The sequence below is a fragment of the Streptomyces noursei genome (assembly GCF_016917755.1).
Lineage (GTDB): Bacteria > Actinomycetota > Actinomycetes > Streptomycetales > Streptomycetaceae > Streptomyces > Streptomyces yunnanensis.
On the sequence record NZ_CP070326.1, the window covers coordinates 7,684,759 to 7,711,154 of the forward strand.

Genomic DNA, 26,396 nt, shown 5'->3' on the forward strand with positions numbered 1-26,396 from the left:
CCCGTGACCGTCCACTGCCGACTGCCGCCCCGGCCTCTCCCGCAGCGCGGCTCCTGACGTCACGGGAGATCACATGACGCCATGAGGGCGTCACGGCGGAAGGGCATCGCCCGCCGCGTCCCACTCCGGCCCCCGCCAGGGACCCGCACGCCGGTGGGTGAGCCGGTCCACCACCCCGGTGACGCCGTCGATCTGCCGCGTCATCCGGACCAGGGCGGCGGCCTGGCCGCTGCTCTCCAGGGATCCCGCCACGGTCACCACGCCGTCACGGACGGAGACGTCGACGCCGGCCGGGTTCAACCACAGGGTGCGGAGCACGACCTCGTCGATCACCTCCTCCCGGATCTCCTCGTCGGAACGGGCGAAGACCTTGAGGACGTCGCGCCGGGTCAGCATGCCGATGAGGCGGGCCTCCTCGTCCACGACCGGGAGTCGTTCGACGCCGTACGAGGACATCAGGCGGGCGGCCCTGACGACCGAGTCGTCGGCGCGTACGGTATGGGCCGGGGCGGACATCAGGGTCCGCGCGGAGCGGTCCGGGGAGCTGTCGCCCGTACGGCGCGCGCGTTCCAGGTCCGTCGCCGAGACGACCCCGATCACCTTGTCGTCGCCGTCGACCACCGGTACGCCGTTGATGCCGAACTCGGCCATCCACCGGGTCAGTTCAGCGGCCGACGTGCCGCCGTGCGCGCGGACCACGTCACCGGTCATCACCGCCCCGACCCGTCGCCGCTTCATCTCGTTTCCCTCCTCCCCGCCTTCCGCCGTGCGCTGCCGGCTCACGGGAGCCGGCGCAGATACGGGTCGGTCGCCCTGCGCGGCAACAAGCGGACCCGGGCGTCCACGACGGTGCTGCCGTCGGGCCGCGCGATCACCGGGTTGCACTCGGCCTCGGCCAGCTCCGGAAGGTCGTCGGCCATCTGCGAGAGGCGGGCCAACAGGTCTTTCAGGGACGCCAGATCGGCCGGCTCGGCGCCGCGGTAGCCGAACAGCAGGGGGGCGCAGCGGGGAGCGGTGAGCAGTTCGTGGACGTCGGTGTCGGTGAGGGGGGCGAGTCGGGCCGCGTGGTCGGCCAGCAGTTCGCTGGTGGTGCCGCCGGAGCCGAAGACGACCAGGGCGCCGAACACCTCGTCCTGGACCACGCCGGCCAGCAGTTCGGTGCCCCGCCGTGCCATGGGCTGGACCAGTGCCCCGGTCATCGCCGGGCCCAGGCGTGCGGTCAGGTCGCGGTAGGCGGTCCGCACGGCGTGCGCGCCACGCAGGTCCAGGAGCACGCCGCCCCGCTCGGTCTTGTGGAGCAGGTCGGGTCCCTGCGCCTTGAGGGCCACCACCCCGGCGCGGCTCGCCAGGCGTGCGGCGGCGTCGACGGCTTCCTGTTCGGTGGTGACGTACGCCTGCGGCAACCGGGGAATGCCGTAACAGCCCAGGAGCCGCGCGGTCTGCCGGGCGTCCAGCCAGCCGCCGGCCGGGTCCTGGGCGAGGAACCGGGCGACCAGCGCGCGGGCTCCCGCGGAGTCGGCGCCGGCCGGTGCCACCGGTGTCCCCGGCGGCCGGGCCAGCCAGTAGGCGCGCTCCGTGGCGTGGCGCAGGGCGCGGGCCGCCGACTGGGCTTCGTCGTACGCGGGGACGGCCCGGCCGTCGTCCGTGGGGAGCAGCCGGACGCGTTCGGGCTGGTCGAGCAGGACCGCGACGACCGGGCAGTGGGCGCGCTCCGGGTGCGGCGAGGTGGTGAGTGCGGTGACCAGGTCGGTGCCCACCGCGGTGGTCAGGGCCGTCGGCACCAGGGCGACCAGCACGGCGCTCACCGCTCCCGAGGCCGCGATCCGGTCGACGGCCGCGCTCAACGCGGGCGCGTCCACCGCCGGCGTGGTGTCGATCGGGTTCCCGGCGCCGGCGCCCGGCGGGAGCAGGGCGAGCAGTTCCGCTCGGAGTGCCGTGGGAAGTTCCGGGACGACCAGTCCGGCGTCCGCACAGGCGTCGGCGGCCAGGACGCCGACCCCGCCCGCGTTGGAGATCACCGCGACCCGGCCGCCGTCGGGCAGCGGCTGGGAGTGCAGCAGCGCCGCGGTCTCCAGCAGTTCGCCGAGGGTTTCGGTGGCCGTGATGCCGGCCTGTCGGAACAGCGCCCGCCGGGTCATCGTCGGGGTCGCCGAGGCCGCGGTGTGGGAGGCGGCGGCGCGGCGCCCGGCCGTCGAGCGCCCCGCGTCGACGGTGAGCACCGGCATCCGCCGGGTGACCCGCCGGGCGGTGCGGGAGAACGCACGGGGGTTGCCGAACGACTCCAGGTGCAGCAGGGCCAGGTCGGTGTGGTCGTCGCACTCCCACCACTGGAGGAGGTCGTTGCCGCTCACGTCGCGCTTGTCCCCGAGCGAGACGAAGCTGGAGACGCCGATGCCCAGGCGGGAGAGACCGTCGAGGAGGGCCATCCCGACGCCGCCCGACTGGACGGCGACCCCCGCGGTGCCGGGCAGTGGCCGGCCGACGGCGAAGGTCGCGTCGAGGCGGACGTCGGGCTCCGTGTTGGCGATACCCAGGCAGTTCGGCCCCACCATCCGCATGCCCCAGCGGCGACAGGTCGCCGTCAACTCGGCGGTGCGTGCGGCATCGAGGCCGGCGGTGACCACCACGAGTGCCTTCACCCCGGCCCGGCCGCACTCGTCGGCGACGCCCGGGACGGCGGCGGCCGGCACCGCCAGGACGGCGAGTTCCGGCGGCTGGGGAAGGTCGCCGACGGACGCGAACGCCGGGGTGTGCAGCACGGCGTGGGCATGCGGGTTGACGGCGTGCAGAAGACCGTGGAAGTGGTCCTCGCGCAGGTTGTGCAGGATGACCCGCCCCACCGACCCCGGCTTGGTCCCGGCGCCGATGACGGCGACCGAGCGGGGCCGCAGCAGCGGCCACAGACTCGCGGTTCCGGCGGTGCGGCCCCGGAGGTCCACGGCGGCGAGGTACGCCTCGTCCGGTTCGAGGCGGATCACGCCGTGCACCGTGGTGCCGTCGTACCGCCGGGTGACGTGCAGCCCGAGGTGTGCCAGGACGCGGTGGATGGGGTGGTTGTCCGCGAGGACGTCGGCCGTGAAGGCGGTGACGCCGTTCTCGCGGGCGGCGTGCACGAGGTGCTCCAGCAAAAGGGTGCCCACGCCGCGGTGGTGGAAGTCGTCGGCGACGGCCAGGGCGATCTCCCCGGTGGCCGGGTCGTCGCCGGTGTCGTACTCGGCGACGCCGATCAGCCGGTCGCCGTGCAGGGCGACCAGGGTGCGGTGGCCGGGGCCGTCGGGCGTGCACAGCCGGTCGGCGGCCCGTTCGCCCGAGCGCCGGCTGGCCATGAAGAAGCGGTTGCGCAGGCTGTCGACGGACATCTCGTCGTAGAGCCGCAGCACCCGTTCGCGGTCCGCCGGGCCCGCCGGGCGCAGGCTGACCGTGCTCCCGTCGGCGAGCAGCGCGGACACCGTGCCGGCCTCGGACACCAGTTCCGTCATCGCACCTCGTCCCTCCACGGGCAGGGCCCGCCTATCGGCTCAGCCGGCCACCGTGCGCCGGTTCGTCGTCGCAACGGTGTGGTCGTCGAACGTCACCTCCACCACGCCCTCCACCGCGCGAACGAGTCGCGCCGCGATGGGTAGCAGCGGGCTGTCCCGGAGCGGCCCGTGCAGCGTCACCACGCCGTCCTCGACGCTCACTTCGACCCGCCGCGCAGTCCCGGGGAAGAGCCGGTCGACGACTTCCGTCCGCACTTCCGCGGCCAGGTCCGCATCGGGGCGCAGGAAGACCTTCAGCAGGTCCGCGCGGCTGACGATGCCCTGCAACATGCCGTGCGCGTCGACCACGGGCAGCCGCTTGACGGACTTGCGGGCCATGGTCCGCGCCGCCTGGGCGATGGTGTCGTCGGCGTGCACGGTCAGCGCCGGTGCGCTCATCAACTCGCCCGCCGTGCGGCCGCCGGCCTTGCGCAGGTCGTCCAGCCGCCGCCGCTGTTCCATGCGGTCCGGGTCCGCGTCCCGGAACTCCTCCTTCGGCAGCAGATCGGCCTCGGAGACCACGCCGATGACCCGCCCCTCGCCCGCGAGCACCGGAAGGGCGCTCACCTTCCACTGCTCCATGGTTTCGACGATCTCCTTGAAGCTGGCCCCCTGACCGACGGCGACCACCGTCTGGGTCATCACGTCGCTGACCGTGTGCGGGCTGTGCGCCATGACGCCGTCTCCTCCGCTCTCCCCCGGGCTGCGACATCTTCAGCGTGCGATGGCCCGCCCGCCCCCGGCAGGGGCCGTCCGGCCCTACCTCCCGCCGATCGGCCGGGGCGCACCGCGCAGTCGGGGGACCCGGCGCGCCCGTCCGCCGCCGGGGAGGCGGCCATGACGCCCCGTGTCGTTCGGTGTGGACGGCTCGCCCGCGGGCCCGGCTTCGCCGCGGGCGCGCTCATGGATACGAGCCCTGCGAGCCCGCCCCCGGTGGACCGATGTGCACCGGCGCGACGCCGGTCACGTCGTACGCCACGTCCACCACCCCCTCGATGCCGCGCACCAGACGCGCCACCACGGGCACCAGGGACCGGTCCCGCATATGCCCGCTCAGCGTGACCACCCCGTCGGCGACCTCGACATGCAGGTCCTTCGTCGGCGCGGCGAAGAACTTCGCCAGCAGCTGCCGCACCTCCTGCGCGAGGTCGTCGTCGGACCGGAGGAACACCTTCAGCAGATCGGCCCGGCTGACGATGCCCACCAGCAGGCCCTTGGCGTCCACGACCGGCAGGCGTTTGACCGACGCCCGGGCCATCGTGCGCGCCGCCTGGGCCAGGGTCGCGTCGCCGTGCACGGTCACCGCGGGACTGGTCATCAGCTCGCCCGCCGTCACCGCCTCGGCGCGTCGTACGTCGTCGGACAGCCGCAGCCGCGCCAGTCGCTCCGCGTCCGCCTCCCGGAACCCTTCCTTGGGCAGCAGGTCCGCCTCGGACACCACACCGACCACCCGCCGCTCGGCGGAGACCACCGGCAGCGCGCTCACCCGCCACTGCCGCAGGGTCTCGACGATCTTCTTGAAACCGGCCTCGCGGTCGACGGCCGCCACGGGCTGCGTCATGACGTCGCTGACCCTGCGCGGAGTGTTCGGCATGGTGGCGCCTCCTCGGAAGCGGCTCCGCGCCGCACGGTCACCGTCCGGCCGTCCGGCGCGTGCGGTCCGGCATCACTCCCAGCCTGCGACGTGCCGCCTCGGCCGGACAGGGCCGTCCGGCCCCTTCCCCGCTCACCGCGGGCACGGCAGTTCCGGGCCGGCGCCCATTTGGCCGCCGTGCCCGCCCGCGCCGGCCCGGCGCTCCGTACCGTCGAGGCATGGCCGACGACCAGGAAGACAGGAGCCACGGGCCGAGGAAGCTGTCCAAGGGCCACTACGAACGCGAGCTGTACCGCCTGCAGGCGGAGCTGGTGAAGCTCCAGGAGTGGGTGCGCGCCGAGGGCGCCCGGCTCGTCGTGATCTTCGAGGGGCGCGACGCGGCAGGCAAGGGCAGCACCATCAAACGCGTCACCGCCTACCTCAACCCCCGGGTGGCGCGCATCGTCGCCCTCCCCCGGCCCACCGAGCGCGAGCGCACCCAGTGGTACTTCCAACGCTATGCGGAGCACCTGCCCGCGGCCGGTGAGATCGTGCTGTTCGACCGCAGCTGGTACAACCGGGCCGGCGTCGAACGGGTCATGGGGTTCTGCACGCCCACCGAGTACCAGCGCTTCCTCCACCAGTGCCCGGTCTTCGAGCGCATGCTGATCGAGGACGGCATCCTGCTGCGCAAGTACTGGTTCTCGGTCAGCGACGACGTACAGGAACAGCGGCTCCGCCAGCGCCTGGACGACCCGACCCGCCGGTGGAAACTCTCCCCCGTCGACCTCGAATCACTGACCCGCTGGGAGGACTACTCCCGCGCCAAGGACGACATGTTCGTCCACACCGACACCCCCGAGTCACCGTGGTACGTCGTCGAGAGCGACGACAAACGCCGGGCCCGGCTCAACATGATCGCCCACCTGCTGTCGACGGTGCCTTACCACGACGTCGCCCCGCCCGTCCTGGAGTTGCCGCCCCGCCCGCCGAGCACCGGCTACCGGCGACCGCCGCGCGCCCTGCAGAACCGCGTGCCGGACCACGCGGCCCAGCTGGAGCGGTGACGCCGGGACGTACCAGCCGCTTGGCACGCGTCGGACGGGCGTGCTCATCCGTCCGACGGACGCTGCCGACTTCGAGGTCGGGTCAGCAGAAGATGGTCGTGTAGTGGGCGCCCGGAGTCGTCGAGTTCCAGTGCCACCACGCGACGTCGTTGGGCCGATGGTCCGCGACGGGGGCGGCAGGTGGCGATCGAGGCCACGGCCCAGCGGGCCACCACACCCGCCCTGGCGGCCCAACCCGGTCTGGCCGCCTACCGGCTGGCGCCCACCGCCGAGGCGCTGGGCGCCGTGCTCAGCACGTTCGCCACGCCCTACGCCCACCGGCTGACCGGCAGCGCCGACGCCGCCGCGTTCAGCCCGGACGGGCGCACCCTGGCCACCACCAGCGAGGACGCCACCGTCCGTCTGTGGGACGTGGCGGAGCCGCACCACCCCACCCCCTCGCCGCTGTGCTGACCGGACATCGCAACAACACCGAAGGGGCGGCGTTCGCCCCCGACGGCCGCGTCCTGGCGACGACCAGTCAGGACCGTACCGTCCGTCTGTGGGACGTCTCCGACCGCCGACACCCCCACACCACCCTCGCCGTCCTCACCGGCCACACCAACGCCGTCTACGGCGTGGCCTTCAACCACGACGGCCACGTCCTCGCCAGCGCCGACACCACCGCCCGCCTGTGGGAGACGGACCCCACCCGCGCCGCCGCTCGGATCTGCGCCACCGCCCACCCATCGCTCACCCGCTCCGACTGGGACCACTTCTTCTCCGCACTCCCCTGCCGCCCACCCTGCTAGGTCGTGTCCGCGAAGTCCCGTCGTTCGCCCGGAGGGCGTGCCGGACACCGGACGACAGGCGGGACTCTGCGGACACGACCTGGCCCCCGCCTACGGCAGTGTCACCTCTTCGCGGCCGCTAGACGATCGCAGCGGCGGCGCCGGCGGCGTCGATGAGGAGGGTGCCGATGCCGTCGGGCGGCAGTCCCAACTTCATGATCGCCCTCTTGACCGGGCTGCCTCCGCCGGCGCTGGCTTGGGGGGACATGAGTCCGACGAGTGCGACAGCCCCGATGACGACGGCGACGATTCGACGAGTCCCACGGTGCATGGCGTTCCTCCTAGGACGGGCGACTGGGTGTTGTGTAACGCTGCCGCCTCTGGCCCCCGGTGACGCGTGTGTCTGGGCGAATCCACCCCTATGGACCCGAGGATCGGATCGCTCTCCGCTCCGTGGCCGACGCCCCGGGCGGGGCCGTTCAGGGCCCCTCGGAAAGCGCATCGAGGCAGGCCGACGCCCGTGCTGCTGCGGTCTGGCTCGCGGGCAGCAACGGCAGCCGTACCGCCGGCGTCGGAATCCGACCCTCAGCCGCCAGCACCGCCTTCACGACCGCCGGATTGGGCTCGGCGAAGACCGCCCGGGCCAGCGCCGCCAGACGGTGACCAAGTGCACGAGCGTGCACCAGATTCCCCTTGTCCCAGTCATTGAGCAGTTCGACGAAATGCGCGGTGGCCAGGTGAGCCGAAGCAAGAATCCCGCCCGTGGCCCCAAGAGCGAGCAGCGGGGCCAGGAAGGCGTCTTCCCCGGCCAGCACGGCGAAGTCGGGTGGCAGGTCGCCCATCAGCTCGATGGTGTCCTCGTCCACCGAGCCGGTCGCCAGCTTGACCCCGACGATCCCAGGCATCCGGCACAGTCGACGCAGCGTGCCGGCGCCCAGTGCCTGCCCGGTCCGGTAGGGGATGTGATAGACCACCAGCGGTACCGGGCTGTGCTCCGTCAGGTGTGCGAAGTGCGCGAGCACCCCGCCGGGCGAGGGCCGGACGAACGGCGGTACCGGGACCAGCGCGGCGTCCGCGACCTGCGCCAGTTCCTCCAGCGCCAGCGCGCTCCGTCCGGTGTCGCTGCCGCCGGCGCCCACGATCAGCCTCGCCCCGCGCTCCCGGCACACCCGGGCGCAGACCTCCACCACCTGCCGCCTCTCCTCCGGCGAAAGCGTGGCAGGCTCCCCCGTCGTCCCCAGTGCAACCAACCCAGCCGCACCCTCCGCCAGCACCGAGCGCGCCAGTGACTCCAACGCCCCCAACGCGACCTCCCCGTCCTGCGCGAACGGCGTCACCAACGGTACGTAAATGCCATGCAGTTCCATACCCTTGAGCATGGCGACCCGTTGTCGCACAGGTCCAGTTCACACTCTCGATGGTGCTCGTAAGCTGAGCTGATGCTAGATGTTCGTCGCCTGCGTCTGCTCAGGGAACTCGCACACCGGGGCACCATCGCCGCCGTCGCCGAGGCACTGTCGTTCAGCCCATCCGCGGTCTCCCAACAACTGTCCCTGCTGGAACGCGAGACAGGAGTGCCCTTGCTCAAGCGGACGGGGCGCCGGGTCGCACTCACCCCGACCGGACAGAACCTGGTCCGACACGCCGAGGACATACTCGAACGCCTGGAACACGCAGAAGCCGAACTCGCAGCCGTACGCTCCGGGTTGGCCGGACCGGTGCGCATCGGAAGCTACCCGTCCGCGACCCGTGCGATCATCCCGGCCGCCCTGGCCGCGCTGGCCCGCGAACACCCGATGCTGGAGGCGAGAGTCCTCGACGTCGATCCGGTCGGCGTGGCCGCGGCGCTGCGCGCCGGAGAACTCGACCTGGCCCTGGTGCACGAATACGACGTCGTCCCCGCCGAGCCGCAGCCCGGCCTGACCGGCGAGGAACTGTTCACCGAACCGATGTACCTGGCGGCCCGGACGCCCAGTTCGTTGAACGACCACAGCACCAGCCCGTGGATCATGGCCCCGCCCGGCAGGCTCTGCCGCACGATGGCCATGCGGGCCTGCCAGGCAGCCGGCTTCGCCCCGCACGTGCGCCACGAGGTCGACGACTTCGCCACCGTCCTGGCCCTGGTCGCGCTCGGCCAGGGCGTCGCCCTGATCCCCCATCTCGGCGCCACCGCACCACCCCCGGGCCTGAGCCTCACGCGACTCCCGATGTCCCGACGCACGCGTACGGTCCACCGCGCGGGCGCGGCCGACCACCCGGCCGTCACCACCGTCACCGCCGCCCTCCGCATGGCTGTCCCACCGGAACTCCTGTGATCGGCTCCGGACAGCACGCCCGGCCGCGCGGTCCGGCGTCAGGCCCGCAGGCGCGGTCCGGCGGTCGCCGTGGTCCTGCGGAACGCGGCCCGGACGGCTGCGGCGCAGGCGTATCCGGCGACGCAGCCCAGCGTGTTGGCCAACAGGTCGTTGACGTCGGCCGTCCGCCCCGAGGCGGTGAGGTACTGCGTCGTCTCGATGGCGAGGGAACCCAGGAATCCCACGGTCGTCGCGGTCAGAAGACTCACGCCTGCGCTCGCCAGGAGCAGCCCGCCGGGGACGAACATGAGCACGTTGAGGAAGAAGTCCCAGGTGTCGGCGGGGTTCGAGAGGTCGAGCAGCTTGAGGTTCATCGCCTGTCCGCCTCCGGAGCGCGTGCCGAACGTCAGGCCCACGACCCCGGCCACCCACAACCATCCCAGCGCGCTGCACACGCGATGGGACGTCCGCCGGGGACGGCCGATCAGGAACGTCACCACGGCGATGACACCACAGCCGAGGACACCGGTGCTCAGGGCGAGGGGAAAGGACACAGGGGCTCTCCTTCGGTTTTCTGTCCAGCGGGTTGGCCAACGGATATCGATGGGAGAGACGACCGAGCGAAAAGTCCGGTTCTCGCGCATTTGGTGACTTACTTCACGGCCTGGTGACTGGCGACGCTGCCGCCCGCCCCTCGGCCGAACCGGCATCGGACGAAGAGCGAATTCGGTTGCGGCGGGGCGGGTGGGCTCGGTGAGGTACGTCCATGGACGGTGCCATGGAACGGGCGCAAGGCGTGCGGGTGGAAGGCAGTCGTAGGGGCGCCACGCACCCGGCTCCATGGCGCGCGACGACGGTTCTCGCGGCCCTGATGCTGGCCGCGTTCACCTTCAACACGGCGGAGAACCTGCCGATCGGCCTCCTGGAGCTCATCTCGAAAAGCCTCCGGGTTCCGGTGGCGGCGGTCGGCCTCCTGGTCACCGGCTATGGGGTGACGGTGGCCGCGGCATCCTTGCCGCTCGCCCACGCCACGCGGACCGTGCCCAGGCGCCATGTGCTCACCGGACTGCTGGCCGCGCTCGTCGTGTCCAGTCTGGTCGCGGCGCAGGCGACCTCCTACTGGCTGCTCCTCGTGGCACGGCTGCTGACGGCTCTCGCCCAGGCACTGTTCTGGGCCGTGACGGGGCCGGTCGCGGTGGGCCTGTTCGCGCCCGAGGTCCGTGGGCGTGTGGTCGGGGCGCTGTCCGTCGCCGGTTCGCTCGCCCTCGTTCTCGGTGTTCCCCTCGGGACCTGGCTGGGCCAGCACAGTGACTGGCAGGTGCCCGTCGCGCTGCTCGCAGGACCGGGGCTCTGCTCGCTCGTCACGATCGCCGCCGTGCTGCCGACCTCACCGCCGGAGGCGGAACCCGCCGCCTACGGAACCAGTCCCGACACCCGGCGGTTCGGGACCGTACTGGCGGCCGGCGCGCTGTCCGCCACGGGGGCGTTCGCGGGATACACCTACATCGTGACGTTCCTTCTCGACGTGAGCGGCTTCGCCCCGAACACGGTCGGCGTCTGGCTCGTGGTCTTCGGTGTGGCGTGTCTGGCCGGGGTCGGCATCACCGGGGCGCTGCTGGACCGCTTCCCTCACGCGGCGCCGGTCACGGCCGTGGCCACCCAGGCGGTGGGCATGCTCGGCCTGTTCGCGGCCGGCACCCATCAGGTGGCGGCCGTGGTGTTCCTGGTCCTGACGGGCGGTGCGCTCGGGCCGGTGTTCATGACCACTCAGAACGCGATGCTGCATTGCGCGCCCGGACGCACGGACATCGCGCTCGCGGCGAACTCCGGTTCGTACAACGCCGGTATCGCGGCGGGCGCCGCGCTCGGTGGGCTGGTCCTTCCGCTCGCCGGCGTGCGGGGCACGTTCCTCGCCGGCGGGCTGCTGACCGTGCTGGCCTGCGCGGTGCTGCTGGGCGGCCGGTGGCGTCTTCGCCGATGGGGGCCGGGGTGCGGCCGTCGGGGCTGAACTCGGCCTTCCGGACCGTGCCCTGAGGGCTGTACAGGCCGGCCACCGGCGGCAGCAGAATCGCCGTGTGGCAGCCCCGACGACCGACCGACTCAGTCGTCGCCACCCTCGTTGTCGTCGTACGCGTCATGGGTCGGGGCGGTGCGCAGGGCGCCGGTGCGCGGGTCCACGAGGAGCTTGTGCTCCATGCCGTCCTCGGTGATGGTCTCGACCTCCCAGACCGCCTGCGCACGGTGGTCATCGTCCAGTTCGACGGAGGTCACCGTGCCGTGTCCGGCGGCGGCCGTCCTGGCAACGCCGGCGGCGTCGGCCCGCGCGGTGTCCAGGGCGGCTCGCTCCTGACCGTGATCGTCGTCATTCCCCCCGTCGATGCGCTGCTCCAGCACTCGTGCGGTGCGCGCGTCGAGGGTGATCTCGTGCCACCTGCCGTCCTTGCCCAACACGTCCACGTCCCAGACCAGGCCGGGGCGGTCCTGGTCCAGGTCCAGGCCGGACACCTTGCCAGGGACGGCCTTGAGGGCGGCGGCTGCCGCCTGGGGTGCGGTCACCCGGGCGGCGCGGGCCTCCCGGAGGTCCTCGGTGTCCTGTCGGCCGTTCCCGGCGGCCGGCGCCGCGGTCGGTGCGCTGCCGCCGGCTCCGCTCCCACTGACCGCGACGGCGGTGACCGTACCGACCGCCAGCACGGCGGCCGCGGCGGCGGCGATGACGAGGTGGCGTTTCATGTGCTCTCCTCACGTGGTTGCTCGGGCCCGGTCGTCCGGGTTCGCGCTGTCGAACGCTGTGCCACCACAGTGGTCGAACGGACCTGAAGCGGAGCTGAAGCCACCTGAAGGTCTCTTCAGGTAGGCGGGGGCCGGCGAGCCGACGAGCCGGCGGGATCGGGATTTCCGCCCGTACCCGGTGTCGCTCCTCTTCTCCTCCGAAGGCGCCGAACCTACGCTCAACTTGACTGCTACGTATGGGGGTTGCTGATGGCATACGTACGCGATCCGGTACACGGGGCGACGGGCGCCGGGAACACCCGGGGCCGCCTCGCGAGGGCTTTCGCGGCGCTCAGGAATTCCAGCGGCACCGGACCCCGGTTCGCGCTCCTGATCATCCTCGTGACGGCGTCGAGCTTCGCGACGCTGACCAGCGTGCTCGACCAGCTCTCGGTGCTGTCCGAGTCGGGGCGCCCCGGCGCGGGCCTGTACGGCACACCGAGCTGTCTGTACGCCGCCGGGTTCGACCCCTCCAGCAGCGATCTGGGCAATCTCCGGGCGACCATGAGCCGTCCGGACGCCCTGCTGAAGTGCCTGGGCGACCGGCCGGTCGGCTACCGGGCGTTGATCGCGACCGCGGTGCTGCTCGCGGTCGCGGCACTGGTCTACTGGTGGATGCCGAAAGCACGCGACTGGCGGCGCAGGATGGTGCCGGTCGAAGCCGTTGATGCCGACGGCACACTGCGAGCCGAACTGGCCGCCCTGTGCGAGCGCACCGGCGTCCGGTCGAGCCTGCGCTTCCGCGTCGATCCGGCCCGGATGACCTCGGGCGCCAGCGCCTACGGCCGCACCGGGAACTACACCGTGTGCCTGCATGTCGGTCTGCTCGCCCGGCGCGGCACCGACCCCGAGGGCTTCCGTGCGGTCGTGCTGCACGAGCTCGCCCACGTCCACCACCGGGATGTGGACTACGCCTACGCCAGTACCGCACTGTGGCGGGTCTACGTCCTGCTCGCCCTCCTGCCGCACTTCGCGGGGATCGGCTGGATCTTCCTCCTCGCGTTCTCCGGCACCGACTCGCCATGGTGGCCCGGGGCCGCGCCCACGCTGTTGGCCGAGGTCTTCGTCGGGCTGCTGCTGACCGCGCTGCTGCACCTCGCCCGGGCCGATCTGCTGCGCCGACGCGAACTCCACGCCGACCTCCAGGCGGTTGCCTGGGGCGCGCATCCCGGCAGTTGGGACCGGTCCGACCCGGCGGGTGCCGTGGCCCCCGCGCTGCGCCGGCTCACCACGCTGCTGCGGACCCACCCCAGTTGGGCGGAGCGTCGTGGCGTCCTTGCCGATGCCGGCCGTGGTTTCCGGGTCAGCCCGTTGGAGATGTTCCTGACCGGCGCCTCGGCGTCGCTCCTGTACTCAGCGCTGGGGTTGACGTCTTCCGCTCTGCTCCCGGAAACCGTGGGGTGGTCGTACGCCCTGGCGGCCACGGTCGCGGTGGTGACGCCGGTACTCTGTGCCGGCCTGGGCCTGCCGCTGGTGCGTGCCTCGGACCCGGCACGGGGTTACGTCAGGTCCACTGTGGCATCGGGCCTCTGGTTGGGCTGCGGCCTGTTGGTGGGCGAGGTGACGGCCAGTGGCCAGTACCGGCTCGACGTGCTGGTGTCGCAGCCCGAGTACCTGCTCGCGTTCCTGTTCATCGGGGCGGTGCCGGCACTGTGGTGGTCCCACAGCCTGCAGCTGGCCCTCGGCCTGCCGCGGCGGGGGCAGCGGTGGGCGGCAGCCGTGGTCTGCGCGCTGGTGACCGCGGCGGTGCTGCTCACCGGACTGCTGTGGTGGCGCCTGGGAGGCGAGCGGATCGCCATGGGGTACGGCGATGCCGGCGAGGGGTTGGCCGCGATGTACGCCCGGATGGTGCCGGGCAACTGGCGGGACTACGGCCTGGATCTGTCCACCCTCACGGTCGGCATGCCGCTTCTCACGCCGCTGTCCGAGGAGCGCCTGGCCGATGCCACGGCCTTCCTGATGTGGTTCGTTCCACTGGTTCTCCTGCTTGTGCGGGGGCCGGGACTGCGGATGCGCCGGACGCTCGGCGCGGGCGTGGCCGGCGGGCTGGTGTCGTGGGCCGGACTGGCCGCGGCGATGTACGCGATGTACCTGCAGCGGCCGGCCACGCTGAAGGAGCGCGCGGGACCCTTCCTCGTCGTGCACGCGTGGTGGATGATCGTGACGGTGTTGGCGGCCTGCGGGCTGACCGCCGCACTGGTGGCGGCGTACTCCCGACACCACTGGCTGCTGCGGGCACTCATCGCCGCACAGATCACCCAACTGATGGCGTATGCCGGGGTGTTCGTGCTCTACTCCGCCGACGGCTGCCTCGGACCGCTGAACACCGTCCTGGACGCCTGCCAGTGGCGCCCGCACAACGGCCTGACCGTCGACAAGGGGGTCACCCACCTCACGCTGACCGGCGCCGTCGTCGGCGCGGCCTGCGCGGCCCTGATGGGCGCGGGCGCGGCCTGGGCCGCCCGCCGACTGCGCAGGCGGCCGGCGACGTCGGACCTGCCCGCGGTCCCGGCGCCCACCGCGCCCCGCCGGCGGCGCTGGGCACTCCTCACCACGGGCACGGTCCTTGCGCTCGGTGTTCCCGCCCTGTTGCTGACCGTCGTGACGATCCTGCAGACGACCTCCTCGCCCTCGTCCGTCGTGGCCGGCTCCTCGGGGGACACGGCGGCCACGGGCGACAAGAAGCCGGACCGGCTCTCTCCGGGCCAGGCGGCCAAGCTCCACACATGGCAGGTCTGGTCGTGGATGTACCACGGCGGGGCGCTGCACGCGCAGCAGATCGAGACCGCCTGGGCAGCCCTGGCCCACCGGATCCTGCTGCTCTCCGCCCAGAGCAGGGACAAGAACGGGCAGGTCTGGGTGGACGAGAAGCGGTTCCACGGCCCTTGCGGCACGCTGGGCAAGCGGGTCGAGGAGGCACAGGGCTACTTCCGGGTTCCCGACCCGGACCTGCAGACGTCGTGGTCCGACACGCTCGGCCAACTGCGGCGGGGGGCCCAGAAGTGCCAGCAGGCGACGGTTCCGCCCACGGGCGAGACCCGCAAGGCCGAAGAACAACGCGGGGCACTCTTCACCACCTCCCTGAACGAGATCGCCAAGGGGATGCGCAGTCTCTCCACCACGCTTCAGGACATCACGAAGGCGGCCACGTCGAAGACCACCAAGTAGGAACTCGGGCCTGCCGAGGGGTGATTGGGGTCGACGTGAACGGCACGGGGCATCGGGACGTCCGGCCAGTGACGCCAGGTAGTGTCAGGGGACTCCGGGCCTTTCGGTCCGTCTCGCATCATTGTGCGAAGGCGATCACCAACGAGCGACACGATTGGCGCTGGTCGCGACGCATGCTTCTCGGGGAAGCGTGGTAACCCAGGGGCGCACGGAATCGTGATCTTGATCCGCGTGCGCCATCTTGATGTTTGCGCCCCCTGAGTGCGAAGGCGCCCTCCTTCACGCCGTATCGAGATGATCTCCAGCCTGTTTCGCTTGTCCCTGCGCACGGCCCCCTGCCCATCAACGGCCGTTCCGCTCACCTCTGTTCACGTCCCGGGAGGGAATGTGTCCACACCGGACAGCGTCACCGGTTCCGTCACCGATGAGCCCGTACTCGATCCAGCCGCAGACAGCGCACGCACCAGCCTCAGCACGCAGGCCGCACGCCAACTGGCCACCACCACCAAGACCGTGCCCCAGATGCAGGCCATCACGTCGCGGTGGCTGCTGAAGATGCTGCCGTGGGTGGACGTCAGGGGTGGTACCTACCGGGTCAACCGACGGCTGCAGCTCCGAGTCGGCCGGGGACGTGTCCAGTTCGAGCAGAACGGCGCGGACGACATCAAGGTGATCCCCCAGACCCTCACCGAACTCCCGGTCCTGCGCGGCTACGACGACATCGAGGTCCTCAAGGAGATCGCCGGCCGCTTCCGCGTCCGGGAGGTCCGGGCCGGCCAGGTCCTCTTCGAAGCGGGGCAGCCCGCCACCGAGGCGTTCCTCGTCGTCCACGGCCGGTTCTCCCGCTACAAGCCAGGCAAGTACGGCGAGGAGGAGATCATCGGTGTCGTCACGGACGGCGACCAGATGGGGGACGAGGCGATCGGCCAGCCCGAACCGCGGTGGCTGAGCTCCGTCCGGGCGGATACCGAGGGCGTGGTGATGGTGCTGCCCTGGGACGTGGTCGAGGAGTTCACCGGCCGCGTGCCGAGCCTGGCCGCGCACCTGTCGGCGTACGCGGAGCAGCAGCGGCTCCCCATGAACCGCAAGGGCGAAGCGGATGTGCCGGTACAGGCGGGGCATGTCGGCGAGCCGATGCTGTCCGGCGGCTTCGTCGACTACGAACTCGCCCCGCGCGAGTACGAACTCTCCCTGACCCAGACCGTGCTCCGGGTCCACAGCCGGGTCGCCGACCTCTACAACGAACCCATGGACCAGACCCAGCAGCAACTCCGGCTCACCGTGGAGGAGATCCGCGAGCGCCAGGAGTGGGAGCTGGTCAACAACCGGGAGTTCGGGCTGCTGCACAACGCCGACTACGGCCAGCGCATCAGCACCTACACCGGTCCGCCGACCCCCGACGACATGGACGAGCTGTTGTCCATGCGCCGCAAGACACGCCTGTTCCTGGCCCATCCGAAGGCGATCGCCGCCTTCTTCCGGCAGTGCAACAAGCGCGGTCTGGTGCCGGGCACGGCCGACGTCGACGGGCACGAGGTCCCGGCCTGGCGCGGCGTCCCGATCTTCCCGTGCGGCAAGATCCCGATCAGCGGTACGCACACCAGCAGCATCGTCGCGCTGCGGACCGGGGAGGCGGACCAGGGCGTGGTCGGCCTGTACCAGACAGGCATCCCCGAGGAGTTCCAACCGGGTCTGAACGTCCGCTTCATGGGCATCGACCAGGCCGCCATCATCAAGTACCTCGTCACCGCCTACTACTCGCAGGCCATCCTCGTGCCCGACGCCGTCGGCATCCTGGAGAACGTCCAGCTCGGCCGGAGCGCCGACTGACCCGGTGGAGTACCAACCATGAGCACGCCCCCCAGCACCGACTCCGGGTTCACCATGCCCGGACCGCCGAACCTCGTCCGGGACCTGCGGGCCCGCAACGGCGGAGCCGTCCCCGGCCTGAAGTACCGGCCGGCCGTCCCCGCCGACCCGGAGAAGGCCAAGGAGATCGACCGCAGGTTGGAGGAGTGGGCCCGCGGCCTGGACCTCTTCCCCGCGCAGTGGACCGGGGACTTCGCGGAGTTCCAGTGCGGCCGGGCCGTCGTCCTGCAGCACCCCGGCGCGGTCGATCTCGAACGCCTCACCGTCGCGGGGAAGTTCCTGCTGGCGGAGAACGTCGTCGACAGTTGCTACTGCGAAGAGGACGAGGGTCGGGGTGCGTCGCGCAGCGGCCTCGCCGGCCGGCTGATCCTGGCCCAGTCGGCCCTCGACCCCTTCCACGGCACCCCGGCCCTGGAGGAGGAGTGGCACGAGGGCATGCAGGCCGACGGACCGCTGCGCTCGTACTACTGGGCGATGAAGGACCTCGCGGCCGTCTCGACGCCCAGCCAGGCGGACCGTTTCGTCCACGACATGGCACGGCTGCACCTCGGCTATCTCGCCGAGGCGTCCTGGGCCGAGACGCGACACGCACCGCAGGTCTGGGAGTACCTGGTCATGCGGCAGTTCAACAACTTCCGCCCCTGTCTGTCCCTCGTGGACACCGTGGACGGCTACGAGCTGCCCGAGGCGCTCTACGCCCGTCCCGAGGTCCAGCGGGTCACCGCGCTGGCGTGCAACGCCACGACCATCGTCAACGACCTGTACTCCTTCACCAAGGAACTGGCCAGTGACCCGACCCACCTCAACCTGCCGCAGGTGGTGGCCGCCAACGACAAACGCGGCCTGAAGGCCGCCTACCTGAAGAGCGTCGAGATCCACAACGAGGTCTACGAGGCGTTCGAGGCGGAGTCGGCCCCGCTGGCCGCCCTCTCGCCCCTCCTCGAAAAGTACGTCCGGGGGCTGACCGACTGGGTCTCCGGCAACCACGAGTGGCACGCCACCAACACCGACCGCTACCAGCTGCCCAACTACTGGTAGACCCGCGCACGCATCGTCCCAAGGAGTCACCGTTGACCATCACACACGCCGACACCGCCGCCCGCACGCCGGTGCCGACCCAGTCCACGTACCAGTCACGGGTCGCGGACTACTGGAACGCCGAGGAGAACCCGGTCAACCTCGAACTCGGAAAGATCGACGACCTGTACCACCACCACTACGGCATCGGGGACGCCGACTGGTCGGTGCTGGACGAGCCGGATCCCGACCGCCGTCGGGAACGGGTCGCCGGCGAACTGCACCGCCTGGAGCACGCCCAGGCCGAGCTGCTCGCCTCCCACCTCGGTGACCTCACCCCGTCCGACCGCGTCTTCGACGCCGGCTGCGGACGCGGCGGCGGCAGCGTGGTGGCGAACCTGCGCTACGGCTGCCACGCCGACGGGGCCACCATCTCCGCCAAGCAGGCCGAATTCGCCAACGAGCAGGCCCGCAAACGGGGTATCGACGACAAGGTCCGCTACCACCACGGCAACATGCTCGACACCGGCTTCACCTCCGGTGCGTACGCGGCGTCCTGGAACAACGAGTCGACGATGTACGTCGAACTGGACCTGCTGTTCGCGGAGCACGCGCGGCTGCTGCGGCGGGGCGGGCGCTACGTCACGATCACCGGCTGCTACAACGACGCCTACGGCCGCGCCTCCCGCGAGGTGTCCCTCATCAACGCCCACTACATCTGCGACATCCACCCCCGTTCGGCGTACTTCAACGCCATGGCCCGCAACCGACTCGTCCCCGTGCACGTCGAGGACCTGACGGAGACCGCGCTGCCGTACTGGGAGCTGCGCCGGAAGGCCGACCACCTGGTCACCGGCATCGAGGACACGTTCTTGAACGCCTACCGCAACGGGAGCTTCCAGTACCTGCTGATCGCCGCTGACCGCGTGTGAGGTGCCGGGGCCGCACCTCTGACGGATGCCGTTGGTCTGTTCGGCCCCTCGTATGACGTCGGTCCCCACGATCCGGTCGTGATCGTGGGGATTGACGCTTTCGTTCCGGACGGGGTCCGCCGACGGCGCCGGATCAGCCTGCCTTCGTGGTCAGTTGGGCGTCCTGGGGGACGGAGGGCGTCGCGGCGGCGGCTCGGCGCGGTGGGGCCAGTGCGGCGGCGATGACCACCGCGCCGATCGCGCAGACGGCGGCCGTTCCGTACAGCGCGATGTGCAGGGCATGGGTGAACCCGTCCGCCAGCACACCGGGGTCGCTGCCGGACAGGTCGCCCGCGGCGACCCGCGCGGCCAGTTCCTGCGAGCCGACGCGGGTGCCGATGAGGCTGACCAGCACCGCGCCGTACACGGCGATGACGATGGCTTCGCTGCCGATCCGCAGGGTGTTGAGGAATCCGGTGGCCATGCCGGCCCGCTCGGGCTCGACGAGGCTCATCGCCGCGCCGTCGCCCACACCGAACGACAGTCCGGCTCCCAGTCCGCTCGTCAGCAGCGGACCGGCGATCACCGCGACGGAGGAGGACGGCCCGATCACGCTGAGCCAGGCGTTTCCGCCGGCGAACATCACCAACGAGAGCGTGATGAGCGTTCGGGGCGACACCCCCCGGTTGACGAGCCCCCCGGCCAGCGGTGGGGCCAGGAGTACCGGCGCGGTCATCAGCAGCAACACCGTTCCCGCGCGCTGGGGCGAGAAGCCGCTCGCGCCCACCAGATAGGTGGGCAGGTACGTCAGCAGCGTCACGAAGCCGAAGGTCGACACCACCGGCACCATGCACAACGCCAGGAACCGGCGGTTCTTCACCAGCGTCAGATCCAGGACCGGCGCCGTCGAGCGCGCCTGCAGGACGACGAAGAGCACCAGCAGCCCCACGCCGACGACGAGCAATGCCAGCACACCAGGGCTCGCCCAACCCCGCTCCGGGCCCTGGACCGCACCCAGGACGAGCAGGCCCAGGCCGGCGACGAACACCACGGCACCGGTCACATCCAGCCGGGGTCGCTGTTCGGCGCGGGACTCGGCGACGAAACCGACACCGGCCAGTGCCACGACCACCAACACCGCGTGCAGTCCGAAGGTGGCGCGCCAACCGAGTGCGCCGACCAACCAGCCCGCCAGGGTCGGCCCGGCCGCCAGACCGAGGCCGGCGGCACTGCCGAGCGCCGCGAACGCCCGGGTGCGCGCGGCGCCGTCGAACGTCGTGGCCAGGATCGCGCCTCCGCTGGCGAACACCCCCGCCGCACCGATGCCCGACAGGGCACGGGCGATGTCCAACAGGACGATGCCGGGTGCGACTGCCGCGGCGAGCGAGCCGACGGCGAACACGGTCGCACCGGTCGCGAAGGTCCGACGACGCCCCACCAGGTCGGCCGTGGATCCGGCGACGAGCATGAACGAGGCGAAGGTGAGGTTGTAGGCGTTCATGACCCACTGCAGGGATGCGCCAGCGGCGTGCAGGTCCTCGCCGATGTCGGGCAGGGCGACGGCTGCCCCGGAGATGGACATCGGCACGGTGACGAAGGCCAGCAGCACCACCAGCAGGGCAATCGTCGGACGGGAGCGGCCCGTAGGGACGGTAGTCACGAGTTGAGACTCCTTCAGGGGACGTTCAACGGCCACAGTCGGCCACTCAGGGGACAGTGCCACTGAGTGGCATTAGCTGTCAAAGGGCAAAAGCTTCCTGGTGGTAATCTCCTGGGTGTGAGTGATGACCTGCGCGCCCTGCCGCTGCGCGAACGCAAGAAGCTGCGCACTCGCCGAACCCTCGCCGAGACCGCGCTGCGCCTGTTCACCGAGCGCGGATACGACGCCACCACGCTCGACGACCTGTGCGACGCGGTGGAGGTGTCCAAGCGCACCTTCTTCCGGAACTACCGGTCCAAGGAGGACGTCGCGCTCGCCTCCGACAGCGACCTGTGGTCGACCTATCTGGACCACGTGGCCGCCCTGAAGTTGGACGGCCCGCTGCTGGCGGTTCTCCGCACGGCCCTGGACACCACCCTGGGCGCGATGGACCCGGACTGGGACCGCCGCTTCCTGGCCACCCGTGAGCTGTCGGACGGCGTTCCCGCACTGCAGGCACACAGCCTGGGGTACTGCCACGACACCACTGGCGCCATCGTCCGGACGGTCACCGAGCGTTCCGGTGCCGACGTCGACGGGGTGCGCCTCCGCCTGACCGTGGAGATCTTCGTGGCCGCCTGGCACACGGCTTCCCTGCACTGGACGGCACAGGGCGGCCGGGGAGGCCGCGACGGCCTGACGAAACTGGTCGAGGAGACCTTCGCCAAGATCCCCGACGCACTCACCTGCTCCGCCTGAGGACTTACTGCCCCTTCCGGAGCCCGCGCTCACCCGTGGTGCCGCCGCGTCCCGGGCCGGGAGTTCGCACGGCGCGGGTGATCGGGACGCGGAGTGCACGGCGCGGCGCGCCCTCTACGCCCGTTGAATTCCCCTCACCAACGCCGTACATCAAGCCGGGAGCCACCTCCCGGCGCATCAATGACATCGCCCATGACCTCATCGTCGACAAGTACGGCGCGGAGATCGATCGCGAAGACCTGTCCGGCTACGACTCCAGCGCATACGCCGCCATATCCATCGCACACAATGAGGTCGCATTCAGTGGCGAGCCGAACGGAATTCCCCTGAGGAAGGGAGATCTCTTCGGCGTCGATGTGAGCATCAAGAAGAACGGCTGATGCGGTGACACACAGCGGATGTGCGGCCGTCACCGACTCCGGTTGCGAGGTGCTGGATCTGCGCGAGGGCGAGGACGTCACGTTCTACGACCATCGTCGCCTGTCCCGAGGGGTTCCGGTGCCGCGGTGAGCTGCTGCCGTAACCAGTCGTGGAACGTGTGGATGGTGGATGCGCGCGGATGGCCCTCGCGCCAGCTGAGGAAGTAGTCGAGTTGGGCGCGGATCTCGACGTCCCCGATCCGCACCAGGTCCCCGCGGCCCAGGTAAGCGTCGGCCATCTGCCGGCGCACCATGGCCACGCCCTGCCCGGCCAGCGCCGCCCGCAGCAGCGCCTCCGCATCGGAGTAGATCACCCCGTGCGCGGGTTCGTCCGCGTCGATCCCGGCCGCGGCGAAGAACTCCTTCCAGGAGCGCAGGGCGAAGCGGAGCAGCGGTGCCTGGGGCAGTGTCCCGAGGGTCAGCCCCGGGTGTCGGGCCGTCAGCCCGGGGCTGCAGACGGCGATGACCTGGTCCTCCAACAGGCGCACGGAGCGGCGGTCGTGAGCCTCGACCGGACGGTGCCAGATGCCCCGGTCCACCGAGCGGGGATCGGGCGGGGCCATCCCCGTGTGGAGCCGCACCGACAACTCGATCTGCGGGTGCGCCCGGGCCAGGTCCGCCAGGCGCGGGATGAGCCACACATTGGCGAAGTCGGCCATCACGCTCAGTTCCAACGGCATGGACGACGCGCCGGCCTCGCCCATGGCCTCCCCCAGGGCCTCCACGAGGTCCCCGAGACTGCGGCGCAGCCGGGCCGCGAGGCGTGCGCAGACCGGGGTCGGCAGCATCTGCGTCCCGGACCGGGCGAAGAGGGCCACCCCGAGCTGCGCTTCGAGCTGGCGGATCTGATGGCTGACCGCGCTGTGCGTGACGTGCAGTTCGCGGGCGGCCAGGGTGTAGCTGCGCAGCCGCGCGGCGGCTTCGAGGGACCGTAGGGACGCGAGGTTGGGCAGCGACTGTGCGTCCACTCTCCGCTCCGCTCTCGTTGCGTCAGCCGTGGTCTGCTGGGGAAATCTACCTGGTCGGCGGGGGTGCCAGTCCCCCGGTCGCCCTCACCGCCGTGGCAGCAGTGCCGTTGTGCCCAACGCCGTGGCCACCAACAGGCAGGCGGCGAGCAGCAGGCTTTGGCGCATACCCGTCGCGAAGTCCTGGGCGATGAGGGCACCGAAGACGGCGATGCTGAGCGCTCCGCCCGTCTGGCGACTGGTGTTGAGCAGCGCTGCCGCCGTGCCCGCCCGCGCGGCGGCGACGCTGTCGAGCAGCAGGGAGGTCATCGCCGGCATGGCCAGCGCGCCGCCGAAGCCCAGCGGGGTCATCGACAACGCGGTCAGCCAGGCGGGCGTGCCCTTGTCGACGGCGAGCAACGCGCCGCAGCCCAGCGCCACGGTCAGCAGCCCCACGACGATGACGGCCCGCGGGCCGTAGCGGGAAACCGCCCGCGGCGAGAGGTAGTTGAAAACCGCGGTGATCGCCGCCATCGGCACGAACATCAACCCGGCCGAGAACGCCGACTGTCCCCGCTGCTGCTGGAAGAAGAGGCTCAGTACGAACACCCCGCCGTAGAAGGCCGCGTTGACGGCGAAGCCCGCGACGACCGGCACGGTGACGCCGCGCTGTCGGAACAGCTTCGGCGGCAGCATCGGCGTGCGCCGCCGCGCCTCGACGACCACGAACCCGACCCCGGACGCCACCGCGACCCCGACCGCCGTCAGCACCGTTCCCGTCAATCCGCGGTGACCGCCCTCGATCACGGCGAAGGTCAGGCCGGCCAGCGCGAGTACCGCCGTCACCTGGCCCGGGAGGTCGAACGGCGCACGGTGGCGCGGTGAGGGCGCCGCCCGCAGCAGCGTCAAACACGCGGCGATCCCCGCGGGCGCGTTGAGGAAGAACACCGCCCGCCAGGTCCACGTCGTGGTCAGCAGCCCGCCCAGGACGGGCCCAGCGGCGATGGCCACCGCGCCGCCGAGCGTCCACAGGGCGATGCCCCGCGCTCGCGCGACCCGATCGGGGAACGCCTGCCGGATCAACGCCAGCGAGGCGGGCACCATCACCGCCGCCGCGCTCCCCTGCACCACGCGCGCCGCCGTCAGGGCACCCAGCGTCGGCGCCGCCGCGCAGGCCAGCGAGGCGACGGTGAAGACGCCCAACCCCCAGCCGTACGCGCACCGCGCGCCCACCGCGTCGGAGAGCGCACCGGCTGAGAGCATCAGCGCCGCGAACATCAGCGTGTAGGTGTCAGCGACCCACTGGAGCCCGGCCAAGGAACCGCCGAATTCTCTCCCCACGGCGGGCAAGGCGACGTTGACGCCGGAGACGTCGACCGTGATCACGAAGAATCCGAGCACCGCGGCAACCAGAGCCGCTACGGCCGCACCCGGTCGCGGCTCCGGCGCATCGCGGAGAGCCGCCTGCGCGCCGATGTCTGTATCTGGTCCTGCGTCTGTTCCTCCGCCCGTTCCGGTTCCGCGCCCGCCGGGGGCAGATCCTCGCGCTGTTGGAGTCGCTGCGTCCCTCCCCGGCATGCGTGGTCAGCCGCACCAACGACCTGCTGGCCGCCAACCGACCCGGCCTGCGCCTCTTCGCCGGCATCACGGACTGGCCACCGGAGCGCCGCAACCTCACCCGCTATATGTTCCTGCACCCCATGGGGCACAGGCTCTACCGCGACTGGGAGAAGATGGCCGGCCACAGCGCGGCCCACCTGCGTGCGATGGCGGGCGCTGACCCGGACATGCCGGAACTGGCCCAGCTCGTCGGTGAACTCGTCGTCAGGAGCCCGGAGTTCGCCCGCCTGTGGGAGCGGTACGAGGTGCGGGTGCGCGGCGGCGGCCAGAAGCACTTCAACCACCCGGAGGTCGGCTCGATGCGCCTCCACTACGAGGTGATGGCGATCTTCCGCACCGACGACCAGGGCCTGATCACCTACCAGGCACTGCCCGGCACCCCGGACCACGACGCGATGCTGCTACTGGACATGGCCGACCCCAGCGAAGCAGCACTCCCCTCGCAGGTCGAGCGGTAGCGGCCGCCCGCCGGATGCAGGCGCCCGGCTCAGTCGCCGTGGCGGGCCACCGCGTCGGTCAGGCGTTCCAGGACGTTGCGGATGTCGGGGTGTTGATCCGTTCCGGCGCGGTAGAGGGCGCGGACGCTGCGGTGGACCGGGGTGCTCAAACTGTGCCCGCTGAGGTCCGGCGCTCGACGACACCGCCGGCCCCGCCCACATCCGGATGACCGCGCGGAAGGGCGGGCCGGCGATCTCGCCGTGCGGCCGGTGTCACAGATACGGCCGGGTGGTCATTTCGATGAAGTGCCGGGACGGATCCCTGAAGTAGACACCCCGTCCGCCGTGCTCGGTGTTGGTCCGGCCGGGTTGACTCATCCGGGGGTCGGCCCGGTGCTCGATGCCCTGTGCCTGGATCCGCGCGTAGGCCCGGTCGAACAGGTCGTCGTCGACGAGGAACGCGTAGTGCTGCGCCTGGATCTCGGTGACGGGTGGTTCGGCGAACTGCAGCAGCACGCCCTCGTCGAGTTGGACGTTGACGAACGGGTCCCGGGACGGTGCCTGGGGGCGCTCGAACAGCTCGCGGAAGAAGCGCGCGGACTCGTTGCGGTCCTCGGAGACGATGATGGTGTGACTGAAGGTGACGGTCACGCAAGGGTCTCCTCTCAGGCGTTGTTCGTCGGTGTGCGGCCGGGGACGATACGGGCCAGTGCGCCGGTCTCCAAGGCGGTCCACAGTGCGTTGTCCGGTCCGAGGGCGATGCCGTGCGGCTCGCTGCCGGGCGTGGGCAGGTCGTGGACCGTGATGGCGCCGTCCGGAGTGATCCGGCCGACGCGGTTTCCGCCCCACTCGGTGAACCAGGCGATGCCGTTCCCATCCGTGGTGATGGCATGTGGCCGTGCACTGCGGTCGGGCAGCGGGAACTCGGCAATGCGGCCGTCGGTGGTGATGCGGCCGATCTGGCCGGCGGCGATCTCGACGAACCAGAGAGCGCCGTCCGGTCCTCCGGTGATCCCCACCGGTGCGGCACTCTCGGTCGGCAGCGGGTGGATCGAGACCGAGCCGTCGGTGCCGATCCTGCCGATCGCATGGGCCTGGTTCAGGGTGAACCACATTCCGCCGTCGGCTCCGGCGGTGATCGCGGAGGGGAACGCACCGCTGACCGGGAGCGGGAACTCGGTGATATGCCCATCAGGGGTGATGCGGCCGATGCGGTCGGCGGCGGTCTCGGTGAACCACAGCGCACCGTCCGGTCCCGAGGCAATGCCGAACGGCCCGCGGTCAGGGGTGGGCAGCGTGAACTCGTCGACGGTTCCGTCGACCGAGATCCTTCCGATCCGGTTGGCCTGGTATTCGGTGAACCACAGCGCACCGTCCGGCCCGGAGACGATGATCGTCGGCCGGCAGGACGGGTCGAGCTGATAGCTCGTCAACTCACCGCCGGGGACGAGCCTTCCGATCCGGCCACTGTGGACCAAGGTGAACCACAGCGCACCGTCCGGTCCCGTGGTGATCGCGTACGGTCCACCGTCACGGTCGGACACTGCGTACTCTTCGATGGCGACCTGTGTCAATGTCTTCTCCTGGAGATTCGGGGATGCTGTCGTTGTCGGCCGGGGTGG

General features: G+C 71.3%; 25 protein-coding genes and 1 pseudogene. 13 read left to right on the forward strand and 13 right to left on the reverse strand.

The features are described from left to right. Positions 1-90: 90 nt before the first annotated feature. The 4 genes from JNO44_RS33545 to JNO44_RS33560 all read right to left on the reverse strand — a co-directional run bounded on the left by JNO44_RS33545 (position 91) and on the right by JNO44_RS33560 (position 5,112). On the reverse strand, positions 91-738 hold the full coding sequence (locus tag JNO44_RS33545; protein WP_205367649.1) for a CBS domain-containing protein: 648 nt from the start codon (positions 736-738) through the stop codon (positions 91-93). A 41-nt stretch (positions 739-779) separates the two neighbouring features. Then, on the reverse strand, positions 780-3,479 hold the full coding sequence (locus JNO44_RS33550) for a bifunctional acetate--CoA ligase family protein/GNAT family N-acetyltransferase (protein ID WP_205367651.1): 2,700 nt from the start codon (positions 3,477-3,479) through the stop codon (positions 780-782). 39 nt (positions 3,480-3,518) lie between these two features. Next, a complete protein-coding gene (locus JNO44_RS33555; RefSeq protein WP_205367653.1) occupies positions 3,519-4,193 on the reverse strand; it encodes a CBS domain-containing protein in 675 nt (224 codons plus the stop codon). A 226-nt stretch (positions 4,194-4,419) separates the two neighbouring features. After that, complete coding sequence (locus tag JNO44_RS33560) at positions 4,420-5,112, reverse strand: CBS domain-containing protein (RefSeq protein WP_205367655.1); 693 nt, start codon at positions 5,110-5,112, stop codon at positions 4,420-4,422. Positions 5,113-5,330: 218 nt separating this feature from the next. Between JNO44_RS33560 and ppk2 the strand changes: the two genes are divergently transcribed. From ppk2 to JNO44_RS33575, 3 genes are all read left to right on the forward strand, one after another. Beyond that, on the forward strand, positions 5,331-6,158 hold the full coding sequence (gene ppk2, locus JNO44_RS33565) for a polyphosphate kinase 2 (RefSeq protein WP_205367657.1): 828 nt from the start codon (positions 5,331-5,333) through the stop codon (positions 6,156-6,158). 180 nt (positions 6,159-6,338) lie between these two features. Continuing rightward, complete coding sequence (locus JNO44_RS33570) at positions 6,339-6,611, forward strand: WD40 repeat domain-containing protein (protein ID WP_205367659.1); 273 nt, start codon at positions 6,339-6,341, stop codon at positions 6,609-6,611. Then, positions 6,605-6,949, forward strand: a complete 345-nt coding sequence (locus JNO44_RS33575) for a WD40 repeat domain-containing protein (protein ID WP_205367660.1) — start codon at positions 6,605-6,607, stop codon at positions 6,947-6,949. The genes JNO44_RS33570 and JNO44_RS33575 overlap by 7 nt, the downstream gene beginning before the upstream one ends. A 118-nt stretch (positions 6,950-7,067) precedes the next feature. On the opposite strand, the gene JNO44_RS33580 is transcribed toward JNO44_RS33575, so the two are convergent. Then, entirely contained in the window at positions 7,068-7,259 is a 192-nt protein-coding gene (locus JNO44_RS33580) for a hypothetical protein (protein ID WP_205367661.1), read from the reverse strand. A gap of 148 nt (positions 7,260-7,407) precedes the next feature. Next, positions 7,408-8,295 carry a 4-hydroxy-tetrahydrodipicolinate synthase family protein gene (locus JNO44_RS33585; RefSeq protein ID WP_240167771.1) on the reverse strand — a complete coding sequence of 296 codons (888 nt, stop codon included), beginning with the start codon at positions 8,293-8,295 and terminating at the stop codon, positions 7,408-7,410. Positions 8,296-8,367: 72 nt separating this feature from the next. On the opposite strand from JNO44_RS33585, the pseudogene JNO44_RS45275 reads away from it, so the two are divergent. Continuing rightward, positions 8,368-8,544: pseudogene (locus JNO44_RS45275) on the forward strand (helix-turn-helix domain-containing protein); the annotation flags it as partial. Positions 8,545-8,646: 102 nt separating this feature from the next. Next, on the forward strand, positions 8,647-9,243 hold the full coding sequence (locus JNO44_RS33590; protein WP_420882767.1) for a LysR substrate-binding domain-containing protein: 597 nt from the start codon (positions 8,647-8,649) through the stop codon (positions 9,241-9,243). A gap of 38 nt (positions 9,244-9,281) precedes the next feature. Here the strand turns inward: JNO44_RS33590 and JNO44_RS33595 are convergent, their stop codons facing one another. Beyond that, positions 9,282-9,776: a VanZ family protein gene (locus tag JNO44_RS33595; protein ID WP_205367664.1), complete on the reverse strand. Its 495-nt coding sequence runs from the start codon at positions 9,774-9,776 to the stop codon at positions 9,282-9,284. Positions 9,777-10,093: 317 nt separating this feature from the next. Here JNO44_RS33595 and JNO44_RS33600 point away from each other — a divergent pair, with 317 nt between their 5' ends. After that, positions 10,094-11,230 carry an MFS transporter gene (locus tag JNO44_RS33600; RefSeq protein ID WP_205370987.1) on the forward strand — a complete coding sequence of 379 codons (1,137 nt, stop codon included), beginning with the start codon at positions 10,094-10,096 and terminating at the stop codon, positions 11,228-11,230. A 92-nt stretch (positions 11,231-11,322) separates the two neighbouring features. Here the strand turns inward: JNO44_RS33600 and JNO44_RS33605 are convergent, their stop codons facing one another. Next, on the reverse strand, positions 11,323-11,952 hold the full coding sequence (locus JNO44_RS33605) for a PepSY domain-containing protein (RefSeq protein WP_205367665.1): 630 nt from the start codon (positions 11,950-11,952) through the stop codon (positions 11,323-11,325). Between the two features lie 249 nt (positions 11,953-12,201). Between JNO44_RS33605 and JNO44_RS33610 the strand changes: the two genes are divergently transcribed. From JNO44_RS33610 to JNO44_RS33625, 4 genes are all read left to right on the forward strand, one after another. Further along, a complete protein-coding gene (locus JNO44_RS33610) occupies positions 12,202-15,159 on the forward strand; it encodes a M48 family metalloprotease (protein ID WP_205367673.1) in 2,958 nt (985 codons plus the stop codon). Positions 15,160-15,546: 387 nt separating this feature from the next. Next, complete coding sequence (locus tag JNO44_RS33615; RefSeq protein WP_205367675.1) at positions 15,547-16,989, forward strand: family 2B encapsulin nanocompartment shell protein; 1,443 nt, start codon at positions 15,547-15,549, stop codon at positions 16,987-16,989. A gap of 18 nt (positions 16,990-17,007) precedes the next feature. Continuing rightward, positions 17,008-18,066 (forward strand): family 2 encapsulin nanocompartment cargo protein terpene cyclase, encoded by a 1,059-nt coding sequence (locus tag JNO44_RS33620; RefSeq protein WP_205367677.1) that lies wholly within the window; start codon positions 17,008-17,010, stop codon positions 18,064-18,066. A gap of 32 nt (positions 18,067-18,098) precedes the next feature. Then, positions 18,099-18,977, forward strand: a complete 879-nt coding sequence (locus tag JNO44_RS33625; protein ID WP_205367679.1) for a geranyl diphosphate 2-C-methyltransferase — start codon at positions 18,099-18,101, stop codon at positions 18,975-18,977. A 133-nt stretch (positions 18,978-19,110) separates the two neighbouring features. Here JNO44_RS33625 and JNO44_RS33630 read toward each other — a convergent pair whose 3' ends face one another. Then, a complete protein-coding gene (locus JNO44_RS33630) occupies positions 19,111-20,616 on the reverse strand; it encodes an MFS transporter (protein WP_240167772.1) in 1,506 nt (501 codons plus the stop codon). A 117-nt stretch (positions 20,617-20,733) separates the two neighbouring features. On the opposite strand from JNO44_RS33630, the gene JNO44_RS33635 reads away from it, so the two are divergent. Continuing rightward, the gene (locus JNO44_RS33635; protein WP_205367681.1) at positions 20,734-21,354 is read left to right on the forward strand and encodes a TetR/AcrR family transcriptional regulator; all 621 of its coding nucleotides are present in this window, start codon (positions 20,734-20,736) and stop codon (positions 21,352-21,354) included. A gap of 35 nt (positions 21,355-21,389) precedes the next feature. After that, positions 21,390-21,734, forward strand: coding sequence for a M24 family metallopeptidase (locus JNO44_RS33640; RefSeq protein WP_205367683.1), 345 nt, complete (start codon positions 21,390-21,392; stop codon positions 21,732-21,734). Between the two features lie 77 nt (positions 21,735-21,811). Here JNO44_RS33640 and JNO44_RS33645 read toward each other — a convergent pair whose 3' ends face one another. Both JNO44_RS33645 and JNO44_RS33650 read right to left on the reverse strand, forming a co-directional pair. After that, the gene (locus JNO44_RS33645; RefSeq protein ID WP_205367686.1) at positions 21,812-22,741 is read right to left on the reverse strand and encodes a LysR substrate-binding domain-containing protein; all 930 of its coding nucleotides are present in this window, start codon (positions 22,739-22,741) and stop codon (positions 21,812-21,814) included. Between the two features lie 84 nt (positions 22,742-22,825). Continuing rightward, complete coding sequence (locus JNO44_RS33650; RefSeq protein ID WP_240167773.1) at positions 22,826-24,118, reverse strand: MFS transporter; 1,293 nt, start codon at positions 24,116-24,118, stop codon at positions 22,826-22,828. A 149-nt stretch (positions 24,119-24,267) separates the two neighbouring features. Between JNO44_RS33650 and JNO44_RS33655 the strand changes: the two genes are divergently transcribed. Next, a complete protein-coding gene (locus tag JNO44_RS33655) occupies positions 24,268-24,795 on the forward strand; it encodes an MmyB family transcriptional regulator (protein ID WP_420882710.1) in 528 nt (175 codons plus the stop codon). Between the two features lie 252 nt (positions 24,796-25,047). Here the strand turns inward: JNO44_RS33655 and JNO44_RS33660 are convergent, their stop codons facing one another. Together JNO44_RS33660 and JNO44_RS33665 are read right to left on the reverse strand one after the other, a co-directional pair. Beyond that, positions 25,048-25,425 carry a VOC family protein gene (locus JNO44_RS33660; RefSeq protein WP_205367690.1) on the reverse strand — a complete coding sequence of 126 codons (378 nt, stop codon included), beginning with the start codon at positions 25,423-25,425 and terminating at the stop codon, positions 25,048-25,050. A gap of 14 nt (positions 25,426-25,439) precedes the next feature. Beyond that, positions 25,440-26,348 carry a Vgb family protein gene (locus tag JNO44_RS33665; RefSeq protein WP_205367692.1) on the reverse strand — a complete coding sequence of 303 codons (909 nt, stop codon included), beginning with the start codon at positions 26,346-26,348 and terminating at the stop codon, positions 25,440-25,442. Positions 26,349-26,396 lie beyond the last annotated feature (48 nt).

Coding starts and splice junctions, on each gene's coding strand:
- JNO44_RS33545 (WP_205367649.1), bottom strand. CDS start 738: ATGAAGCGGCGACGGGTCGGGGCGGTGATGACCGGTGACGTGGTCCGC.
- JNO44_RS33550 (WP_205367651.1), bottom strand. CDS start 3,479: ATGACGGAACTGGTGTCCGAGGCCGGCACGGTGTCCGCGCTGCTCGCC.
- JNO44_RS33555 (WP_205367653.1), bottom strand. CDS start 4,193: ATGGCGCACAGCCCGCACACGGTCAGCGACGTGATGACCCAGACGGTG.
- JNO44_RS33560 (WP_205367655.1), bottom strand. CDS start 5,112: ATGCCGAACACTCCGCGCAGGGTCAGCGACGTCATGACGCAGCCCGTG.
- ppk2 (WP_205367657.1), top strand. CDS start 5,331: ATGGCCGACGACCAGGAAGACAGGAGCCACGGGCCGAGGAAGCTGTCC.
- JNO44_RS33580 (WP_205367661.1), bottom strand. CDS start 7,259: ATGCACCGTGGGACTCGTCGAATCGTCGCCGTCGTCATCGGGGCTGTC.
- JNO44_RS33585 (WP_240167771.1), bottom strand. CDS start 8,295: ATGGAACTGCATGGCATTTACGTACCGTTGGTGACGCCGTTCGCGCAG.
- JNO44_RS33600 (WP_205370987.1), top strand. CDS start 10,094: ATGCTGGCCGCGTTCACCTTCAACACGGCGGAGAACCTGCCGATCGGC.
- JNO44_RS33605 (WP_205367665.1), bottom strand. CDS start 11,952: ATGAAACGCCACCTCGTCATCGCCGCCGCCGCGGCCGCCGTGCTGGCG.
- JNO44_RS33610 (WP_205367673.1), top strand. CDS start 12,202: ATGGCATACGTACGCGATCCGGTACACGGGGCGACGGGCGCCGGGAAC.
- JNO44_RS33620 (WP_205367677.1), top strand. CDS start 17,008: ATGAGCACGCCCCCCAGCACCGACTCCGGGTTCACCATGCCCGGACCG.